Here is a 20483-nt window from a genome sequence, read left to right as displayed (position 1 = left end):
GAATAACAGGGCCGATTTAAACACAGCCAAGCGTGATTTGAATTCTTTTTCTGATTGTTTATGGCGAATAGGATGGCAATGGTTAACAAATAATACTAAACAGATGAAAGTGCTCACTACTATTTGATTGATGGAGGTATCTTCATGGCTGAATCTGCAACGACCGATTTATTTAAGTTTATCGCGATTCGTCCCGGGCAACGCGTTACCGAGAAGGAGACTCGTTATTCCGTGATTAGGGATCCTCGTGTATCTAACTCGGATGATGAGATTCGTTTAACTCGGATTGCACGTCATCTTTCCTCCCAGGAAGGGGCTCTCAGCGAATGGAACCAATTGGATCTTTCTGATCTTAAACAGTTAGAGGAAGGGTACCGCGGGATCTTGCGGCATTATGAACAATTAGACACCTCCGATAAATTGCCGGATGTAAAGAAGCTTTTACTTAAGCATGGCATTACCAAGATTCTTGACGGCCGTGAAGAGGAGCTTCTTGAAAAAGCCTGGGATGCACTTTTGATAGCCGAATCGACAGGGCCTGATGCGGGTCTAAGACTAGAGACACCTATGGCAGCACTTCGTACCATTCACTTTGTGAAACTTTTTGACGAGGACGAAGAACCACAGCTTAATACGATACTCGGAGCTCTTCATGCCAGACCCGCAATTCCCAATGCTTTTCATACCGCTTTCTCTGAATTCATAACGCAAAAGTCTAATACCAAAATGACTGAACACTCAAATCATGATCCATTCATGCGCGGCGACCGTTTACGTGAGCTCGCAACGGAACTCCATGAAACCGAAAGACTTCTCGATGCTGTGAGGACAGCACCTACTGATACCTCACCGGCGGTAAAGGAAACGAAAACAGAGAACTTGGGGGAATTCTCCCGTAGCCATTTTACGCTAAGTAGTGTGCCCTCCCTTCGTTCTGTACTTTCAGATCAGTTAACCAGCGTCCAATTGGGGATATTGGATAAGCTCCACGTGACTGAGGAGACACCTATTTTCGCCGCCTCGAATTTGTTGGAAGATCACCTCTCCAAGCTGAAGGAGCAAAGCCGGGAACTAGCCAATGATCCGGAATTTCAAAGCTATGTGAAGGAACGTAGGCACCCGGCAACCGATGGTAACCAGAATCTGCTCATCGATATGCAGACGGCAGATTCCAATTCCGTACCCGACGTGGACGTAAGCGGGCGCATTGTCCCGCTTGGGATAGGCGATTTGAAGGTGGTTAAGCAGACTCTGCTTCAGTATGTACCGGGCGAGGTAGCCCATATCGAGAATGTGCTGAAAGGGGAATCGAAGGAGAGAAAGCACCGTAAACTTGACCGAACAGAAACCACATTGTTCACCTCCGAAGAGGAGACAAAAGAGAACGAGAGGGACACTCAGTCCACCGATCGCTTTGAGCTCAAACGAGAGGTGGAGCAGACCATCAAGGAGGACTTGAGCCTCAAAGCGGGACTTACGGTCACTTCCAGCTTCGGTCCGGTTATCACGACCGCAACAGGCGATTTGGCATATTCAACGTCCAAGCAAGAATCGCAGAAGAACAGCAGTAACTTTGCTCGCGAAGTTGTGGACCGTTCTGTGAGCAGGGTGCAAATTAAGACGCGAATCGAAAGAACGACGAAGACATTAAACGAGGTAGAGGAAATCAATACGCACGGGGTAAACAATGTCCAAGGCAAAGGGCATGTAATCGGTATCTACCGTTGGGTAGATAAGCGGTATCGCGCACAGATTTTCAATTACGGTGTGCGATTATTACTTGAATTTATTGTACCCGAACCTGCGGCGTTCTTCCGGGCTGCTCAAAGCCACCGCCATACAGTAAAGGTGAACGCGAAACCTCCGGAGCCTTTTTTGAATCTATCAGGCGGTCTTCTCACGGTTTCTGATATCAATGAAACGGATTATCTCAAATATATGAGCCGATACAACGCTGCAGGAGTTACACCTCCGCCGCCAGAATGGACCTTTACAGGCGTTACACTCGCCAAAGACATTGAGGTTGGAAAGTCCATGTCCATGACATCGAAGGAACTCATTGTTCCAGAAGGATACAAATTGCATTCTTACAGCGGAACAGTGACCGCCGTATGGAAATACCACCCGAAGCTTACCCTCCAGGTTGGACACGATCACTACCCCATTCTCAATAAGGACCCAGGTAAAGGGCAAGATATATACAATTCAACTGTAGGTAATCCAAATGAAATAAAACTTATCACCGGTTCCATACCTGTGAGTGTAGCAGCTTATGATGTCACGTCGTTTGGAATTAACGTTCAAGGAGCCTACGTGCGTACTAAAGAACATTATGATAAGTGGAGGATTCAGACCTTCGAGAAGATTTATACAGCATATCAAGCGCTTCAGGCTGCATATGATCAGAAAGTCACTGAAGCTGAAGCTGCGACAACAGAAAATGATATCCAGGGAAGAAACCCAGCGATGAATCGGGTGACTGAAAAGACGGAGCTTAAAAAGCTTTGCATCACGATGATGACCGGGCAGCATTTTCAACAATTTGACGCAATGAGCGATCCGGAAAACCAGCCGGAGCAACATCCTGAAATTAATGTCTATGAAGCGCTTAATGAGGGGCCAATCGTCCAGTTTTTTGAACAAGCCTTTGAGTGGGAACAGATGACCTACCTCTTCTATCCCTATTTTTGGACGAGGAAAAAGAAATGGGTTTCGTTGAACAAAATCTCGGACCCCGATCCGCTCTTCCAGCAATTTCTTACGGCTGGACATGCACGGGTAGTTGTTCCGGTTCCAATGGCTTACGTAGACGCTGTCCTATACTTGTTGCAATCAAAGGAAACGGATTTGTCGAAAAAAATTTGGCGCGGGGGAGAGCGGCCTACGCTGGACAGTGATTTGTATGTCTCCATTACAGAGGAGATGCGGAACCAGACGGACGATATCGCAGGGGCCAAACCGGAAGGCGCACCATGGGAGTTTTCATTACCCACGACGCTAGTCTGGATCCAGCCTGATTCTTCGCTGCCATCATTTTGTGTGAGCTTGGAAGACTCCAATGGCGAATTCAATCGATGATTACCGTCTTGCCTTGGATGAAATGCGTGGCAAGCTGCATGACGTGCTGGCGGGCGGAACGGCCCATGCTCCCGAAATAGCAGGCTACCGATTCGCGGTAGATCTCATGGAGGAGGATCTTAGGCTGCGCCCGGCCGATATCGTCAACAAGTTTGAATTCAGATCTAGGCAGGAGCCGGGAACACGGGGACCACTATTATGGCAAAGAGACGCAATCGAAAGATCCAAAAAAATGATGACCCCCTACGAACCGAGTGAAGCGGAATACCTTAGAAAAAATACGGAGTATTTTGAAGCGATAAAAACAAAACTAGGGTTGCTTAACGTAAAAACGCACACGACTGGAGCCTGCGATAAGCAATATTTCATGGAAGAGAATCCGGAAGTGGAAAAGGTAAAGAAAGAATTAATCGAGGCCATAAGGACGTGGATGAACGCTCATAAATACGAACCAAATTTCTATAAAATGTCCGCAGTCGAAGGAATAGCTGCCGTGCTGCAAGAGCGGCAAGACATCGTTTTTTCTTTGCGGGCAGCACAGGATTTGGGCGCAGGAAAAGTAACGGCGTTCGATCGCGACGTCTCTTTTCTGGGAGAGGCTCTTGCTTTCGGAATAGGGTGCTTGCCAATCGTGGGAAATGCAATGGCGCTGTTGGAGGCGTACGAGGGCCGAGATCTTTTCTGCAGGGAGTTAAGTCCAACCGAGCGCGCACTGGCGATTTTTTCCGTGCTGCTGCCAGGGCTTTTACGTTTGATAAAAGTTGGCCGGGCTGCCTACTCCGCAACCCGGCTTGCGCAATTGTATGGGCGGGATGCGGCGAAATGGTCGTACATGATCCAAATGGGGGAACGTGCGGCGATTCAACCGGCAGCAAGAATCACTGTGCAAGAAGCGGGCTCCGCAGTACGTGCGGGAAAAAGATTATCGCCTCAAGCGGTTAAGGATGCTGAAGAGTCACTGGGCAAACTTATGGGCAAGAGCGTCGGAGGAGCTTCAGCTGCCCCTGTTCTCTCGATAAACCAAACCCGAAAGATGCTCCTTGAGGCGCTCGAAAAACTTGGGAATACGACACCTTCTCTGAAAGAACTCGATGTGAACGCTCTGGCACGAGTATCAGAGGCTGCCTTCACCAAGAAAGGCATCAGTATGGATAGGGCAAAGGGGCAGCTTCTGGAAGAATTAAAGGAGAGCCGTACGGTAAAGCTGCTTCGCGAACAATTCAGTGCGAAGGCGCTAGGCCTTGATGCGGACAAATTTAAGCTTGAATACTTCCCTGGGCATATGCTTACGGACAGTAGGAACCGAAAGATCACAGACGGTATTATTGCCAGACGCCTTGTCGGTAGTGAAATCCAGCAGGTATGGTATGGGGCGCGAACGCATCAGGAGATAAAACGAATCCAGGGCGTACTTGAGGTCTGGGCTATCGATGAGGCTAAGGCCGGCAAGGCATCTTCGCAAGGATTGTCATACAAATACAACGTTACGGAAGAAGATCTGGCGGCGCTTAAGGAGGTCGCCATGAAGCGGTTTGAAAACAGAAAGCTTAAGGCTGCTAAGGAAGGCAAACCGTTCACGGCAACTCTTGAAGAAATTGAGAAGGGGATTGCGAAAGAGTATAAGTTAGGCGAAATAGGGGGGCAGGCAAGATCTACAATTGAACGGCTTGATAGTATGGAGGACGGCTCCTTGCCCCGGATCTTCGTAGGGGGCGATGAATACCTTGTACGTATACGAAGCATTTCAAAAACAAAAATATTTGGCGTCCTGCCAAAAGATGTGCCGAGCAAGGGAATAGTAAAACGACTTAGAAGCCCGCTAACTAAAGGAGGGGAAGGCCTAGACTTCGAGGTTATCGGAATAAATATCACCCAGAAGGATTTAGAGGAACTTACCAAAAAAGTGCTTCAGGTATCCGGGGGGATCAAATGAGCTTACAGCCTCATTCCATCTGAGCGACCAAGAGTATCGGGAGTCTGTCACACGAATTAATTCGTGGCAGACTCCTTATTATTTGTAAAGAAGGAAGCACAGGCGAAAGGTCATACAGACTGCCATGCATTCGTCTTAATGCAATCTTAATGCTTACGCTCAAAGTCGTAATACGATGCTGATTTTGCACATGCTATACTAACAACTAGAAGAAGATAGAATCAGGATTATCGGAAAGTGGGCTTGGAATGGAAGGCATACCGGCAGACAAAAAACGGGGAAAGCTGAATATTTTCATCGGTTACGCACCGGGCGTCGGCAAAACCTATGCGATGCTCAGTGCCGGAAAAGAGGAACAAAAGGACGGGATTGACGTTGTCGCCGGATTCATTGAATCCCAGGACAGACCCGATACGATGGCTCTTCTGGAAGGATTGGAGCTATTGCCGCCATTGACAATTTCCGGCGCAGGAACTGCGATAGAGGAATTCGATTTGGACCTGGCGCTTCAAAGAAAGCCGGATCTTCTTTTATTGGACGATTTGGGCCATTCCAATGCCGCAGGATGCCGCCACAAAAAAAGATATCAGGATGTAGAGGAATTGCTGCGGTCGGGGATTCATGTCTATACGACGATTAATATTCAGCAGATTGAAAGCCTGACGGATATTGTCGCCTCGATTACCGGAATCTCTGTTCACGAACGCATTCCTGACAGTGTGTTTGACAGTGCGGATCAGGTGAAATTGGTTGATATCGAACCGGATGATCTCATCGAACGTCTCCATAAGGGGAAGATCTATCGTAATGATGAAGCGGAAGAAGCTCAGGCCCAATTATTTTCCAGGGAAAAGTTAACCGCCCTTCGTGAAATTGCGCTACGCAGCACGGCAAGCCAGTTAAACCGTATCGCCATCCAGATCAGCGAGCAGGCCAAGAGAGATGAATACAACACGAAAGACCATATTCTGGTCTGTCTCTCCTCGGCAGCTTCCAACAAAAAAGTGATTCGCACCGCGGCGAGAATGGCTGAAGCCTTTCACGGCCGGTTTACCGCATTGTTCGTAGAAACTCCGGAAACTATCGCGCTGACCTCCAAAGATAAAGAGGAATTGCGAGGCAATTTAAGGCTGGCCGAGCAATTAGGTGCCCAGATTGCGACGGTGTACGGGGAAGACATCCCGGGACAGATCGCGGAATATGTCAAAACCAGCGGGGTATTCAAAATTGTGCTGGGACGGTCGGAGAACAAAAAGAGACGATTGGCAAAATCCAATGTGGTCGATAAGCTGACCGCGCTGGTTCCCAATATTGAAACTTACATCATTCCGTACTCACAGCCACCGAGCCCTAGGAAATTTCACCTGAATGCCAAGCCGCTCCATCTTTCCGCGTCTGATATTGCAAAGACCACGGCCATTATCGCGGGCTGCACGATAATCGGATTATGCTTTCAATACTTCGGATTAAAAGAAGCGAACATCGTCACGGTGTATATTCTCGGCGTCCTGCTGAACGCCATGATAACCAGAGGCAGACTGTACAGTGTTTTTTCGTCGGTTTTAAGCGTACTTGTATTCAATTTCTTTTTTACGGAGCCGTATTTTTCCCTAAGAGTATATGATTCCGGTTATCCGGTTACCTTTCTGGTCATGCTAGCGGCCTCTTTTCTGACAAGTACCTTAACGATGCGGGTTAGGGATCAAGCGAGCCAATCCGCGCAAAAGGCATACCGCACAGAAGTGCTGCTCGAGACGAGCCGCAAACTGCAGCAAGCCCAGGATTTCCCGGCAATTATTGATGAAACGGCCCGCCAGATGGTAAAGCTTTTGAACCGGACGGTTATTTTTTATTCCGTTCAGCAGAAGGGGGTGTCCGCGCCGATTATTTTTCCGAAGAAAGATTCCGGGAGCATCCCGGCGGTCTATACGGATGAAAATGAACAAGCGGTTGCTGATTGGGTCTACAAGAACAACAAGCGCGCTGGAGCCACGACCGATACTTTTTTTGGCGCTCATTGCCTCTACCATGCCGTGCGCGGCGGTGATACGGTTTTTGCTGTGGCGGCCATCGTCATGGATCAGGAAGAACCACTGGACGTCTTTGAAAAAAGCCTGGTCTTTGCGATGCTTGGAGAATGCGGGCTTGCTCTTGAGAAGGAGAGACTTAACGGGCAGCAGCAGGAAATTTTCATGCAAATCCGGCAGGAACAGCTCCGTGCTAATCTCCTTCGGGCGATTTCACATGATTTGCGTACCCCTCTCACCAGCATTTCCGGCAATGCGGGCATACTGATTGGCAACTCCGATGTGCTCAGCGAGGAACAGAAAAAAGGCTTGTATACCGATATTTACGATGATTCCATGTGGCTGATTAATCTGGTGGAAAATTTGCTGTCCATCAGCCGGATTGAGAACGGTTCGATCAATCTGAACCTGCAAGCGGAATTGATCGAGGAGGTCATTTCCGAGGCCCTGCAGCATGTAAACCGCAACAGTGTGAAGCATACGATCCAAACGATCATAGAGGACGATTTGCTAATGGCCCGGGTCGATTCCAGACTGATCGTTCAGGTGCTGATCAATCTTGTAGATAACGCCATCAAGTACACTAAGGAGGGTTCATGCATTACGCTTTCAGCAAGACGCGATGGGGAAATGGTGTTTATAGAAGTGTCCGATGACGGCCCGGGTATTTCGGATGAATCGAAGACCAGGTTATTTGAGATGTTCTATACCGGAGATAATATTCGTGGGGACGGGCGCCGTGGCTTGGGCCTGGGGCTTGCTCTATGCAAATCGATCGTAAATGCCCACGGCGGCACTATTGGTGTAAGAGATCATTTTCCGAGGGGGACGGTGTTTTATTTTACCCTTCAGGCTGCGGAGGTGAGTGTGTATGAATAAACCTTTCATTCTGGTCGTGGAGGATGACAAGCCGATCCGAAAATTGATTACGACTACTCTGGAGACACAAGGGTATAGATATCACACAGCAGAAACAGGCGAAGTCTCAATTATTGAAGCAATTTCCAGACAACCGGATCTGATCATTCTCGATTTGGGGTTACCTGATATGGATGGGGTAGATATTATAAAAAAAGTCCGGGATTGGTCGAACGTTCCCATCATCGTGGTCAGCGCGCGGAGCGAAGACAGGGACAAAATCGAGGCGCTGGATGCAGGCGCGGACGATTACTTGACCAAGCCCTTCAGCGTGGAGGAACTACTGGCCCGGCTTCGGGTTAGTCTTCGCCGCATTCGTTATGACAGCGATAAGCTTCAGAAGGATGCTTCCCAGTTCATTAATGGGCCGCTTAAAATCGATTATGAGGCGGGCTGCGTTTGGCTGGATGAAGAAGAAATTCACCTAACGCCTAGCGAGTATAAGCTTCTATGTTTGCTGGCCAAGAATGTCGGCAAAGTGCTGACGCATAATTATATTCTGCATTCGATCTGGGGCAGCCATCCCTATGATGTGCCCGCCCTGCGTGTATTTATGGCGACGCTGCGAAAAAAGATAGAAAAAAAATCCGCACAGCTGAGGCTGATTCAAACGCATATTGGCATCGGGTACCGTATGCTTCAGGTTGGCGATGACATTAGCGACAGGTAAGGAAAATGTAACGTACTAAGTAAAAATGAACCGGAATAAGTGAAAATGAATCGTAATTTGAGGACCATGCTCTTTTAGGGGCGTGGTTTTTTTATGCTGTTTGAGGCCGGTTGAAATCTTAATACAATCTATATTCTTTCAAGTAAACTCTAATCCCAAACTAATGGCCGGAATGTTACGCTGATGTCGGAACTAGATAGAAAGGATGGATACAGCATGAATGGGCTTTTGAAAGTAACGGGTGTAATTTTCATGGCGCTGGTAATACTATACATCGCAAAAAAAGTATCGGTATATCTAGATTTGGTAAAGCCGACTAAAAGCGGAGGTTATGAAGACTACGCTGTTTATCAAGCAGCCCAAAAGTTTGCTCAAGGAGCGTCTCTTGACGAAATTCGGGACATTCTGCTGGGCAGCTATGAGTTTGATCAGCAGCGGATCGAGATGATACTGCGTTTGGCGCTTTCTCACAGGACGGATGGAGATGGAGGCTACCGCGCTTTTATTGAAGCAGTAAATCAGGTGCTGGGAGAAGAGATATATCATTGATATCTTAATGTTTTGGAGGAGGAAGAGTTACTGTGCTGGATCTTTATATGATTGTCACCCTATTGCTGCTTGTCGTACTCATGATTGGACTTTGCAAATGGGCATCCAAGACGATTGATGAAGGAAGTGACCGGGGATGATCTGGGGACTCGCTGTCATCATAGCTGCGCTGCTTGTATACCTGACCTACGCGCTTATTAACCCGGAAAAGTTTTAGCCAATGATTTCAGGAGGGATTCCCGTGACCACAACATCTTTACTTGCAATCGCAGTAACGGTATTGATAGCCTTGCTGCTTGCCCGCCCCGCAGGGCTGTATATAGCGGAAGTATTCAACTACGAGAGAACCGGACTTGACCGCTGGTTCGGCTGGCTGGAGAAGCCTGTCTACGCGCTCGGAGGAATACGGAAGGAGAACCAAAGCTGGAAGGAATACGCCCTGGCTCTGCTCCTAAGCAATTCGGTCATGATCCTGCTGGTATACCTCATCTTCCGCTTTCAGGGAGTGCTGCCGCTGAACCCAACCCGGATCGCATCTATGGAACCCACTCTGGCGTTTAACACGGCGATCAGCTTTATGACCAATACGAATCTGCAGCATTACAGCGGTGAAAGCGGCTTGTCTTATCTATCGCAGATGATTGGCATTATCTTTATGATGTTCACCGCTCCCGCTTCAGCCCTGGCTGGCGCCATTGCCTTCATTCGGGCTCTTTCCGGCAAGCCGCTGGGGAACTTTTTCGTAGATATGATACGGTGCATTACCCGCATCCTTCTTCCGGTTTCCTTTATGCTGGCATTCGTGTTCGTGGCGATGGGCGTTCCGCAGACGCTGGAACCCGCAGCGGTGGCCCATACGCTTGAAGGAGCGACCCAGAAAATTGCCCGCGGTCCTGTGGCGTCGTTTCTGTCGATTAAGGAATTCGGCAATAACGGCGGCGGTTTCTTCGGGGTGAACTCGGCCCATCCGTTTGAGAATCCGAGCGGATTCAGCAATTTTCTGCAAATCGTACTCATGCTGCTGCTTCCGGCATCGCTGCCCTTCACTTACGGGAAAATGGTAGGCAACAGGAAGCAGGGACGCGTATTGTTTGCTTCGATGGTGATGATGTTTGTGGTTCTTCTCGGCATTTCCCTGGCAAGCGAGAATACGGGTAACCCGGTGATAAATGCTTTGGGCATCCAGTATGCGCAGGGTTCGATGGAGGGCAAAGAAGTGCGCTTCGGCGCGGCCCAGTCCACCCTGTATTCTGTTGTCACTACGGCTACCGAAACCGGAGCGGTGAACACGATGCATGATACCTTGACTCCAATAGGCGGTCTGGTCGCACTTGGCAATATGATGCTCAACACTGTCTTTGGCGGGGTTGGCGCGGGTTTCATCAACGTGCTGATGTATGCGATGATCGCGGTCTTTCTGTCCGGTCTCATGGTCGGCCGAACGCCGGAGTTCCTTGGGAAGAAGATTGAGGGCAAAGAGATGAAGCTGATTGCGGTCACGCTGATTATCAGTCCTCTGCTGATTTTGCTGCCCACGGCATTCGCTTTGTATGCTCATCCGGATACCATTTCCAATCCAGGCTTTCACGGGCTGTCCCAAGCCTTGTATGAATTTACTTCTTCGGCGGCCAACAATGGTTCCGGCTTTGAAGGACTTGGCGACGCGACACCGTTCTGGAATATTTCCACCGGCATTGTCATGTTTCTCGGACGCTATTTCCCGGTCATTACCATGCTGGCTGTAGCCGGCTCGCTTGCCGCCAAGAAGAGCGTGCCCGAGACAGCGGGAACATTCCGGACAGACAATATTTTGTTCGGTACCGTATTTATCGGCGCCGTACTGATCGTCGGAGCGTTGACGTTCTTTCCGGCCGTTGCGCTGGGACCGATTGCTGAATATTTGACGCTGAAGCCATAGAGCGGAACCGGATGGAGGAGAAAAAATGAGCACCCGTAAAAGCACATTATCGAGAGAAATTGTCAGTCAGGCCATCAAGCAGGCCTTTATCAAACTGGACCCGCGGATCATGATGCGAAATCCGGTCATGTTCGTGGTGGAAGTCGGATTTCTGATCACCTTGTTTTTGCTCTTTGTTCCGAACGCTTTTGGCGGAACGGTATCGACCGGCTTCAACGCCTCCGTGGCCTTGGTCCTGCTGTTCACCGTACTGTTCGCCAATTTCGCCGAGGCTCTGGCCGAAGGGCGCGGCAAAGCACAGGCCGATTCGCTTAAGCAAACCAAGAAAGAAATTTCGGCCAATAAAGTGACAGGACAAGGCGTCAAAACCGTCTCTTCCACGGAGCTGCGTAAGGGCGACGTAGTCATTGTTGCCCAGGGAGAGATGATTCCGGGCGACGGTGAAGTCATTGAAGGATTGGCGTCCGTGGATGAATCGGCGATTACCGGAGAATCCGCTCCGGTTATTAAAGAGGCGGGCGGCGACTTCAGTTCGGTGACCGGAGGCACCCGGGTCATCAGCGACCAGATTAAGGTCCGCATCACCAGTGATCCCGGAGAATCCTTTCTGGACCGGATGATTTCCCTGGTTGAAGGAGCGAAACGGCAAAAAACGCCGAATGAAATTGCGCTGAATACCGTTCTGGTCAGCCTGACCATTATCTTTCTGCTTGTTGTCATCACGCTGCCTTTCTTCGCGGATTATCTGAATATCCGGCTTGAAATCCCCGTGCTGATCGCACTGCTGGTCTGCCTGATTCCCACAACGATCGGCGGCTTGCTCTCCGCTATCGGGATTGCTGGAATGGACCGTGTCACCCAGTTCAACGTTCTGGCGATGTCAGGGAAGGCCGTTGAAGCGTCCGGCGATATCAACACGATTATTCTGGATAAGACGGGAACGATTACGTACGGCAACCGGATGGCCAGCGAATTTGTTCCGGCCGAGAATTACAGCGCTCAGGAAGTGGCGATGTGGGCGGCGATCAGCTCGGTCAAGGATGAGACTCCGGAGGGTCGCTCCGTACTCGAGCTGTTGAACAAGCAGGGGCTGTCGTTCCCTGAAAAATTGGCGGAGGGCGCGGTGTTTATCGAGTTCAGAGCGGAAACCCGAATGAGCGGCGTCGATCTGCAGGATGGGCGGAAGGTCCGCAAAGGAGCCGTTGATGCCGTGAAGCAGTGGGTTGCCGAACAGGGCGGCTTCATTCCGAAAGGGTTTCAGGAAAGCAGCGATGCCATTGCCTCTGCAGGCGGAACGCCGCTGGCCGTAGCCGTCGATCAAACGATCTTCGGTCTCATCTATCTGAAAGATACCGTTAAACCGGGGATGAGAGAACGGTTTGACCAAATGCGGAAAATGGGCATCAAAACGATTATGTGCACAGGCGACAATCCGCTGACAGCCGCAACGATTGCTGCGGAAGCAGGGGTGGATGCCTTTATCGCCGAAAGTAAGCCGGAGGATAAAATCGCCGTCATTCGGCGGGAACAGGCGGAAGGCAAGCTGGTTGCCATGACCGGCGATGGTACGAACGATGCTCCCGCACTGGCGCAGGCGGATGTGGGGATTGCCATGAACAGCGGAACGGTTGCAGCCAAGGAGGCAGCCAATATGGTCGATCTCGATTCGGACCCCTCCAAAATTATTGAAGTGGTGTCCATCGGGAAGCAGTTGCTGATGACGCGCGGAGCGCTAACCACCTTCAGTATTGCGAATGATATCGCCAAATATTTTGCGATTATTCCCGCGATGTTCATGGTGGCGATTCCGGAAATGAAAGTGCTCAACATCATGGGGCTGCATTCTCCGCTGTCTGCCATCCTGTCAGCGCTCATTTTTAACGCGGTTATTATTCCGCTGCTGATTCCGCTGGCGATGAAGGGGGTCGCCTACAAACCGATGAGTTCTTCCAGATTGCTAAGCCGCAACCTGTTGGTCTACGGCCTCGGCGGCGTCATCGTACCGTTTATCGGCATTAAGCTGATCGATTTGCTTGTTCAATTTATGGTGTAGGAAGGATGAGTTAACGGTGAAGACAATAACGGTTACAATAAGAACAAGTATCCTTCTGATGATTATTGTTATGATTTATCAATTGGCGGTGACGGGAATCGCCCAGGTCTTCATGCCGCATAAAGCCAACGGGAGCTTGGTCCATGACGGCAATAACCAATTGATCGGCTCCGAATTGATTGGGCAGACGTTTATATCCCCCAGGTATTTTCATGGCAGGGTCTCCAGCATTGAATACAATGCCGCTTCATCCGGCACGCCGAATTATGCCCCTTCCAATCCGGATCTGCTGAAGCGCATTAAGGATTCAGTTGCTGAATGGAAGGCGGATAATCCGGATGTCCCGGTCAATAAACTGCCGGTCGATCTCATTACGAATTCCGGGTCGGGCCTCGATCCGGATATTTCCCCCGCTTCGGCGTGGGCTCAGATTCCCAGAATCAGCAGCTTGACCGGAATACCGCAGGATACGCTGGAGAAATTGGTGACTGAGCATACTCAAGGACGCGACCTTGGATTGTTCGGCGAAGAACATGTCAATGTGCTGAAGCTCAATATGGCTTTGTCGGCGCTGTTAGCGAAATAGCCCTGCTTATAGCCCTGTCCGCGACTTTTGACGGATGGGGCCGTTTGCGGTTTGATCGGAGAGAGGGGAACACAATTGCCGCCATATAAACGTAAAACACCGGAAGAAATCCTATACTCCATATACCGTCTGCACCGGGGAAGGCTGAAGATTATCATCGGTTCGGTCAGCGGATCAGGCAAGACGTATCATATGCTGCAAGAAGGCAGGCTGCTTAAGGAACGGGGCATAGATGTGGTGTGCTGCGCCGTGTCCACCATGCAGCGGACCGAAACGGTTCAGCAGCTCGAGGAACTGGATCGTATACCCAGCATCCACTGGTCGAAGGGGGGCAAAGAGCAGAAAGACCTTCCTTTGGAAACCCTGCTGAAACGCAACCCCGAGGTGCTGCTGGTCGATGGGCTGGCCCATCGTAATCGTAAAGGGGCGCAGTTTGCCACACGGCTTGAGGATATCCGGTTCCTGATGGAAAATGGCATTAGCGTGATTACGACCGTCAATGTTTACGAACTGGAAGGAGTGGGTGAATCCATCTTCAAAATGACGGGTATTCGTGCGGAGACTACGGTACCCATGGATACATTGGAACTGGCGGATGAAGTTCGCCTGATTGACGTTTCTCCCGAAACTATTCTGAAGCGGATTGAAGAAGGAGTGCTGGGCGACGTGACCCATCCGGCGCTGTCTCGCCGCGGCAATCTTGCCGTGCTTCGAGAAGTATCCTTGCGGCTGGTAGCGGAAGGAGTTAACGAGTCTTTGGAGAAGCACAGGGAAGAGCATGGACTTGTCGGCCCTTCCGGTGCGACGGAGCGGATTCTCGTGTCAGCGCAATACCATTGGAACGGATCCCTTTATGTAAGAAGAGGCCAGCAAATCGCCAAACGGCTTAACGGCGATCTAATCGTTGTAACTTTCGTTAAGTCCAATAAGCCGTTGACCAAGGAGCAGCAAACGTTTAAGCAATCCATCATCAAGCTGGTGAAGCGGGTGGATGCCCGGTTTGGAGAGCTTCAGCTGGTTCGTCTGCGTAAGCTTCCTTCCGAATTGGTTCGTTATGCCATTCAAAACAATGTGACACGGATCGTCATGGGACACTCCAAGAAAAGCAGCTGGCAGGAAAAATGGCAGGGCTCCATTGCGAACCGTGTACTGCGCAAAACGAGGAACATCGATGTGTTCCTGATGGCGGATCGGGCCGAGCAGGAAGGAGAGCGGATCTTACCCATTAAGCGACCGAAGAGGCAGGAGGAACCCTTCCATCGATTGACCAGCCAAGAGATTCAGAAGAAAATTGAAACGATCCGTCATGGCACCCTCAAGGTATACATCGGCGCTGCCCCGGGAGTGGGTAAGACCTACAAAATGCTGCAGGAGGGAAATCTTCTGCTCGGCAAAGGCATTGATGTCGTCATCGGTTTGCTGGAAACCCATGGACGCAAGGAAACCCGGGAGCAAATCGGCAAATTGACCGCCATACCGCGGGCTAAGATTCAATATCAATCGACCTTCCTGGAAGAGATGGATACCGAAGCGATTATTGCGCGCCACCCGGAGGTTGTGCTCGTTGACGAGCTTGCACACACCAATGTGCCCGGCAGCCAAAGCCGTAAGCGATATGAGGATGTTATTCGACTGCTTGCGAATGGCATTTCCGTGATTACTACCGTGAATGTGCAGCATCTGGAAAGCCTGAACGATGCGGTGGCTCAATTAACCGGTGTTCGGGTTCGGGAGACGGTACCGGATGCGATCCTGAAAATGGCGAAGGAAGTGGAGCTTATCGATGTAACCCCGCAAATGCTGCAGGAGCGAATGCGGGAAGGGAAGATTTATGCGGCGGAAAAAGTAAACCAGGCGCTGGAATCCTTTTTTAAAATGGGCAATCTGATTGCACTGCGGGAGCTCGCTCTTCGTGAAATCGCCGATGATGTGGATGAGAGGCTGGAAGCCTGGGACCGGGATGCGGCCTTGCGGGGATCATGGAGCCGACAGGAGGTTATCTTTGTTTGTGTGGATACGGGACCGAGGGCGGAAAGACTGATTCGCCGCGGATTTCGCATCGCGCATCGTCTTAAAGCGGAATGGTACGTCCATTATGTGCATTGCGGGGCGGAGCAGACACCTGAAGAGCTGAAACGGCTCGATACGCTTCGCTTATTAACGGAACGGCTTGGAGGAAAAATGGAGGTGACCGAGGCTACAGGCAGCGCGGACATTCACCGGCATCTGCTAGACAGAATGAATGAACTGCGGACGACTCAGCTTATCATTGGACAGTCCCATAAACCCTTATGGCGAACCTTGTTTAAAGAAACCTTTATTCACTACTTGCTCCGGAACGCGCGTCATATGGATATGCTGATCGTGGCCGATTTTGATCCGAATGTTTCTGAACCGGCAAGGTAATCTTTGCGATGCTAATAGTTAAGTATGGCCGAAGGTTTACTGAAGTAAGGAATCGTCAAATTAATAGAACTCAAATTCCTAACTTTGAAAAAAATACCAGCCCAAGCTATTATCATTTGGTGATTTAGTTAAAGGGGGGATCTATTTGAAAATCGGTATTGTTGGTGATTTTAATCCGGTTTACCTTTCACAGCAAGCCACGAATGATGCATTAAACCATTCCATTAAAAAAATCGGAGTTCCGATTGAGTATGAATGGATTCCAACAGCGTCAATTCCTGAACAACTAGATACTATCAATAAGACTTATAATGGGTTCTGGATAGCACCAGGTATTCCTGAATCTGTAGGTGGAGTACTACAAATTATTAGATATGCCCGCGAACATAATGTCCCATTAATAGGAACTTGCGGTGGATTTCAAAATATAATTCTTGAATATGCCAAAAATAAATTAATGCTTGAAGATGCTGATCACGAAGAATTAAACCCCGATGCTTCTAAACTAGTTATCAGTAAACTTACTTGTTCACTAGTCGGTCAAAAAGGTGAGGTGTTTATAAAGAGTCCTTCAATGATTTCTGATATTTATCAAAAACAAACCATAGTCGAACAATTCAGATGCAGTTACGGGTTAAACCCTGAATTTGAAGCACCGATTCATGAAGCAGGATTAAAAATTGTAGGAACAGATGTTGAAGGAAGGCCAAGAATGGTTGAGCTAACTGGTCATACATTTTTTATCGGGACGTTATTTGTTCCTCAATTGAGTTCAACTCAAGAGAATCCGCATTGTCTGGTAGATTCTTTTATCGAACATGTTAGTAATCAATATTTATGAATAAAGGGCTGCCGCTTGGCGGCTTTTTCATTTATTGCGGACTTATTTTTTGTCACCGTAAAAACGCGTTACGAACAATCAGATGAAAGACACCATTTGATTTAATCGATTGCAAAATGGAGAGCACCTCTCTGGTTAGAACAATAACAGGTGCAAGTTCGGGCTGCCCGACTTTCTATGCACGATGAATGGTACAATGTGAATAAAAGTAGAAATTTAAACTACCCGGAAGGATGGTAAGCATGAGCGAATCTAATCAGGAGTATATCGTAATCTCGGGTGGGAGGGAAAACAATCTCAAGAACGTATCCTTACGCATTCCGAAGCGGAAGATCACCATCTTCACCGGGGTATCCGGATCCGGCAAGTCATCGATCGTCTTCGATACGATCGCCGCAGAATCCACGCGTTTGCTGAATGAGAACTTCAGCATGTTCGTGCGTAATTCCTGCCGCGCTATCCGCAGCCGGATGCGGATGCGATCGAGAACCTGAGCATGGCTGTTATTGTGGATCAGAAGCGGCTGGGTGGCGGTTCCCATAATGAAGGAATAAGCGTTTGAAACTAAGCACAAATCACATTTTAAATAGAAGTTTCAGGGCGGATGGCCAGCCCGGTGACGATGAATATAGTGAATGTTTTTTGATGAACTAATGATATCGGAAAATCAAAAAAGAACCTGGGTAGTTACCAGGTTCTTTTATATTGCACATAAACAGTCACGATGTTATAATAGATTACGCCCGACTTAACTCACATGTACATAATCATCTCATCTTATACTCTTATATTATCACGCCGGTAAACTCTTGTCAAATGTTTTTTCTCATTTTAATGGTTAGGAGAGATGCAGAATGAGTTCTTTGGTTCTCGATTTTCAGGAAATGGAAAAAACGCAGCTTATGCTCGTTGGCGGAAAAGGGTTAAATTTAGGGAAATTGTCAAAAATTCATGGGATACAAGTACCGGAAGGATTTTGTGTTACAACAGTGGGGTACCAAAAAGCCGTCGAACAAAACGAAACGTTTCATGCTTTGCTCAATCGACTAACCATGCTAAAAGTAGAGGATCGAGACCAAATTGGTGAAATCAGCAGGAAGATTCGACAAACCATTAGGGAAGTTGAAATTCCTTCCGATGTTATGGAAGCCGTTGCTCACTATTTCTCCCGGTTTGGCGAGGAACATGCTTATGCAGTGCGTTCCAGTGCGACTGCCGAAGATCTGCCGCATGCCTCTTTTGCCGGTCAACAAGACACCTATCTAAATATCATCGGCAAAGATGCGATCTTGCAGCATATCAGCAAATGTTGGGCTTCCCTGTTCACGGAGCGCGCGGTAATCTATCGTATGCAGAATGGATTCGATCACAGGCAAGTTTATTTATCCGTTATCGTTCAAAAGATGGTTTTCCCGCAGGCTTCAGGGATATTATTTACCGCTGATCCCATTACTTCTAACCGAAAATTGCTATCCATCGATGCCAGTTTTGGACTTGGAGAAGCGCTGGTCTCCGGCTTGGTATCTGCCGATTGTTATAAAGTGCGGGAAGAGGAAATCGTCGAGAAGAGGATCGCAACCAAAAAATTGGCTATCTATGGAAGGAAAGAAGGCGGAACAGAGACAAAGCAGATCGATCCTGAACAGCAGATGTCTCAAACACTCACTGAGCAACAAATTTTACAGCTGGCACACATCGGAAGACAGATCGAAGCTTATTTTGGCTGCCCGCAAGATATCGAATGGTGTTTGGTTGATGATACCTTTTATATTGTCCAGAGTCGACCGATCACGACGATATACCCGATCCCTGAGGCGAATGATCAAGAAAATCACGTCTATCTATCTGTTGGTCATCAACAAATGATGACAGATCCCATAAAACCATTGGGATTGTCTTTTTACCTGTTAATTACTCCTGCACCTATGCGTAAAGCCGGTGGGAGGTTGTTTGTTGATGTTGCACCTAGGCTGGCTACACCTGTCGGCCGGGAAACTTTATTAAATACCCTGGGATCCGATCCGCTCATAAAAGGCGCACTCATGACCATAATAGAGCGAGATTTTATAAAATTGTTACCAAATGATCAAACAGCACCGATTCTGAGCAGAAGTAATACAGATATGCTGGCACAATTCGAGAACGATCCGACAATCGTTTCTGATTTGATTAAGCGTAGTCAAACATCGATAGAAGAGTTAAAACAAGACATCCAAGTGAAATCGGGATCGGATTTGTTTGATTTTATTCTGGAAGATATCCAGCAATTAAAGAAAATCTTATTTGACCCAAATAGTTCGGCTGTGTTTATGGCTGCTATAAATGCTACATCATGGATCAATGAAAACATGAACGAGTGGTTAGGCGAAAAAAACGCAGCAGATACTCTTTCTCAATCTGTACCGGGCAATATTACTTCGGAAATGGGTCTGGCGCTACTCCATGTCGCAGATGTGATTCGCCCTTATCCAGAAGTGATTGATTATTTGCAGCATGCAAAAGAAGATAACTTTCTGGATGAACTGGTTAAGTTTGATGGAGGAAGGGAAACCCAAGCCGCTATCTATGATTATCTCAGCAAATACGGAATGCGATGTACCGGAGAAATCGATATTACGAAAACTCGTTGGAGTGAAAAACCAATTACACTTGTCCCCATGATTTTTGGTAACATCAAGAACTTTGAGCCGGGTGCCGGCAATCGAAAATTTGAGCAAGGGCGGAGCGTTGCTTTGGAAAAAGAACAAGAGTTAATAGATCGATTGAAGCAATTACCGGATGGTGAACAAAAAGCCAAAGAAACAAAACGAATGATCGACCTCATCCGGAATTTCATCGGCTACCGGGAATATCCAAAATACGGCATAGTAAGTCGCTACTTCGTTTATAAGCAGGCTTTACTGAAAGAAGCCGAACAACTCGTTCAAGCTGGAGTTATCCATGACAAAGAAGATATGTACTATCTCACTTTTGAAGAACTTCACGAAGTCGTACGCACCCACAAACTGGATGATCAGATCATCAGCAAACGAAAAGAGGATTACAAATTTTTCAAAAAACTAACTCCCCCGCGTGTCATCACGTCTGATGGTGAAACACTCTCCGGTGAGTACAAACGAGAAAATTTGCCGGCTAATGCGATTGTAGGTCTACCTGTTTCTTCCGGAGTGATAGAAGGAAGAGCGCGTGTCATTTTAAACATGGAAAATGCCGATCTGGAAGATGGAGATATATTAGTCACCTCCTTTACTGACCCTGGCTGGACACCATTATTTGTATCCATAAAAGGTCTAGTCACCGAAGTTGGCGGACTGATGACCCATGGAGCAGTTATCGCGCGTGAATATGGCTTGCCGGCAGTTGTCGGAGTAGAAAATGCTACCAAACTAATCAGTGATGGGCAACGCATTCGCGTACATGGAACAGAAGGGTTTATCGAAATATTGTAATGGCTGCAATACGTCAAGTATGAGCCTTTATCATAGTCGAAAGCAATTATGAAAC

At 48.4% G+C, this 20483-nt stretch carries 12 protein-coding genes and 1 pseudogene; all 13 read left to right on the top strand.

Annotated elements, in window-relative coordinates; all coding sequences use genetic code 11:
- Positions 1-144 precede the first annotated feature (144 nt).
- The 13 genes and pseudogenes from G5B47_RS17545 (at position 145) to ppsA (ending at position 20428) form a co-directional block, all read left to right on the top strand.
- Positions 145-3078: a hypothetical protein gene (locus G5B47_RS17545; protein ID WP_165100638.1), complete on the top strand. Its 2934-nt coding sequence runs from the start codon at positions 145-147 to the stop codon at positions 3076-3078.
- A complete protein-coding gene (locus G5B47_RS17540; RefSeq protein ID WP_165100636.1) occupies positions 3059-5011 on the top strand; it encodes a pre-toxin TG domain-containing protein in 1953 nt (650 codons plus the stop codon). Before G5B47_RS17545 ends, G5B47_RS17540 begins: the two co-directional genes overlap by 20 nt.
- 248 nt (positions 5012-5259) lie before the next feature.
- Positions 5260-7917 carry a sensor histidine kinase gene (locus G5B47_RS17535; protein ID WP_165100633.1) on the top strand — a complete coding sequence of 886 codons (2658 nt, stop codon included), beginning with the start codon at positions 5260-5262 and terminating at the stop codon, positions 7915-7917.
- Positions 7910-8626, top strand: a complete 717-nt coding sequence (locus tag G5B47_RS17530; RefSeq protein WP_165100630.1) for a response regulator — start codon at positions 7910-7912, stop codon at positions 8624-8626. The genes G5B47_RS17535 and G5B47_RS17530 overlap by 8 nt, the downstream gene beginning before the upstream one ends.
- Positions 8627-8842: 216 nt before the next feature.
- Positions 8843-9175: a hypothetical protein gene (locus tag G5B47_RS17525; RefSeq protein ID WP_165100627.1), complete on the top strand. Its 333-nt coding sequence runs from the start codon at positions 8843-8845 to the stop codon at positions 9173-9175.
- A gap of 136 nt (positions 9176-9311) precedes the next feature.
- Positions 9312-9392: a K(+)-transporting ATPase subunit F gene (gene kdpF, locus G5B47_RS26215; protein WP_084266517.1), complete on the top strand. Its 81-nt coding sequence runs from the start codon at positions 9312-9314 to the stop codon at positions 9390-9392.
- Positions 9393-9416: 24 nt separating this feature from the next.
- Positions 9417-11093 (top strand): potassium-transporting ATPase subunit KdpA, encoded by a 1677-nt coding sequence (kdpA, locus tag G5B47_RS17515; RefSeq protein WP_328804568.1) that lies wholly within the window; start codon positions 9417-9419, stop codon positions 11091-11093.
- Positions 11094-11118: 25 nt separating this feature from the next.
- Positions 11119-13146, top strand: coding sequence for a potassium-transporting ATPase subunit KdpB (kdpB, locus tag G5B47_RS17510; protein ID WP_165100623.1), 2028 nt, complete (start codon positions 11119-11121; stop codon positions 13144-13146).
- A 16-nt stretch (positions 13147-13162) separates the two neighbouring features.
- Positions 13163-13732 (top strand): potassium-transporting ATPase subunit KdpC, encoded by a 570-nt coding sequence (gene kdpC, locus G5B47_RS17505; RefSeq protein ID WP_165100620.1) that lies wholly within the window; start codon positions 13163-13165, stop codon positions 13730-13732.
- A 75-nt stretch (positions 13733-13807) separates the two neighbouring features.
- Positions 13808-16138 carry a histidine kinase gene (locus G5B47_RS17500; protein WP_165100617.1) on the top strand — a complete coding sequence of 777 codons (2331 nt, stop codon included), beginning with the start codon at positions 13808-13810 and terminating at the stop codon, positions 16136-16138.
- Positions 16139-16283: 145 nt separating this feature from the next.
- A complete protein-coding gene (locus G5B47_RS17495) occupies positions 16284-16979 on the top strand; it encodes a CTP synthase C-terminal region-related (seleno)protein (protein ID WP_165100614.1) in 696 nt (231 codons plus the stop codon).
- Positions 16980-17221: 242 nt separating this feature from the next.
- A pseudogene (locus G5B47_RS17490) lies at positions 17222-17523 on the top strand (excinuclease ABC subunit UvrA); the annotation flags it as partial.
- 310 nt (positions 17524-17833) lie between these two features.
- Entirely contained in the window at positions 17834-20428 is a 2595-nt protein-coding gene (gene ppsA, locus G5B47_RS17485; RefSeq protein WP_165100611.1) for a phosphoenolpyruvate synthase, read from the top strand.
- The last annotated feature ends 55 nt before the right edge of the window (positions 20429-20483 follow it).

This window comes from Paenibacillus apii (genome assembly GCF_011043685.1).
Taxonomy (GTDB): domain Bacteria; phylum Bacillota; class Bacilli; order Paenibacillales; family Paenibacillaceae; genus Paenibacillus_AQ; species Paenibacillus_AQ sabinae.
The sequence above is the reverse complement of the archived record's forward strand: the minus strand, read 5'-3'. Positions and strand labels throughout refer to the sequence as shown.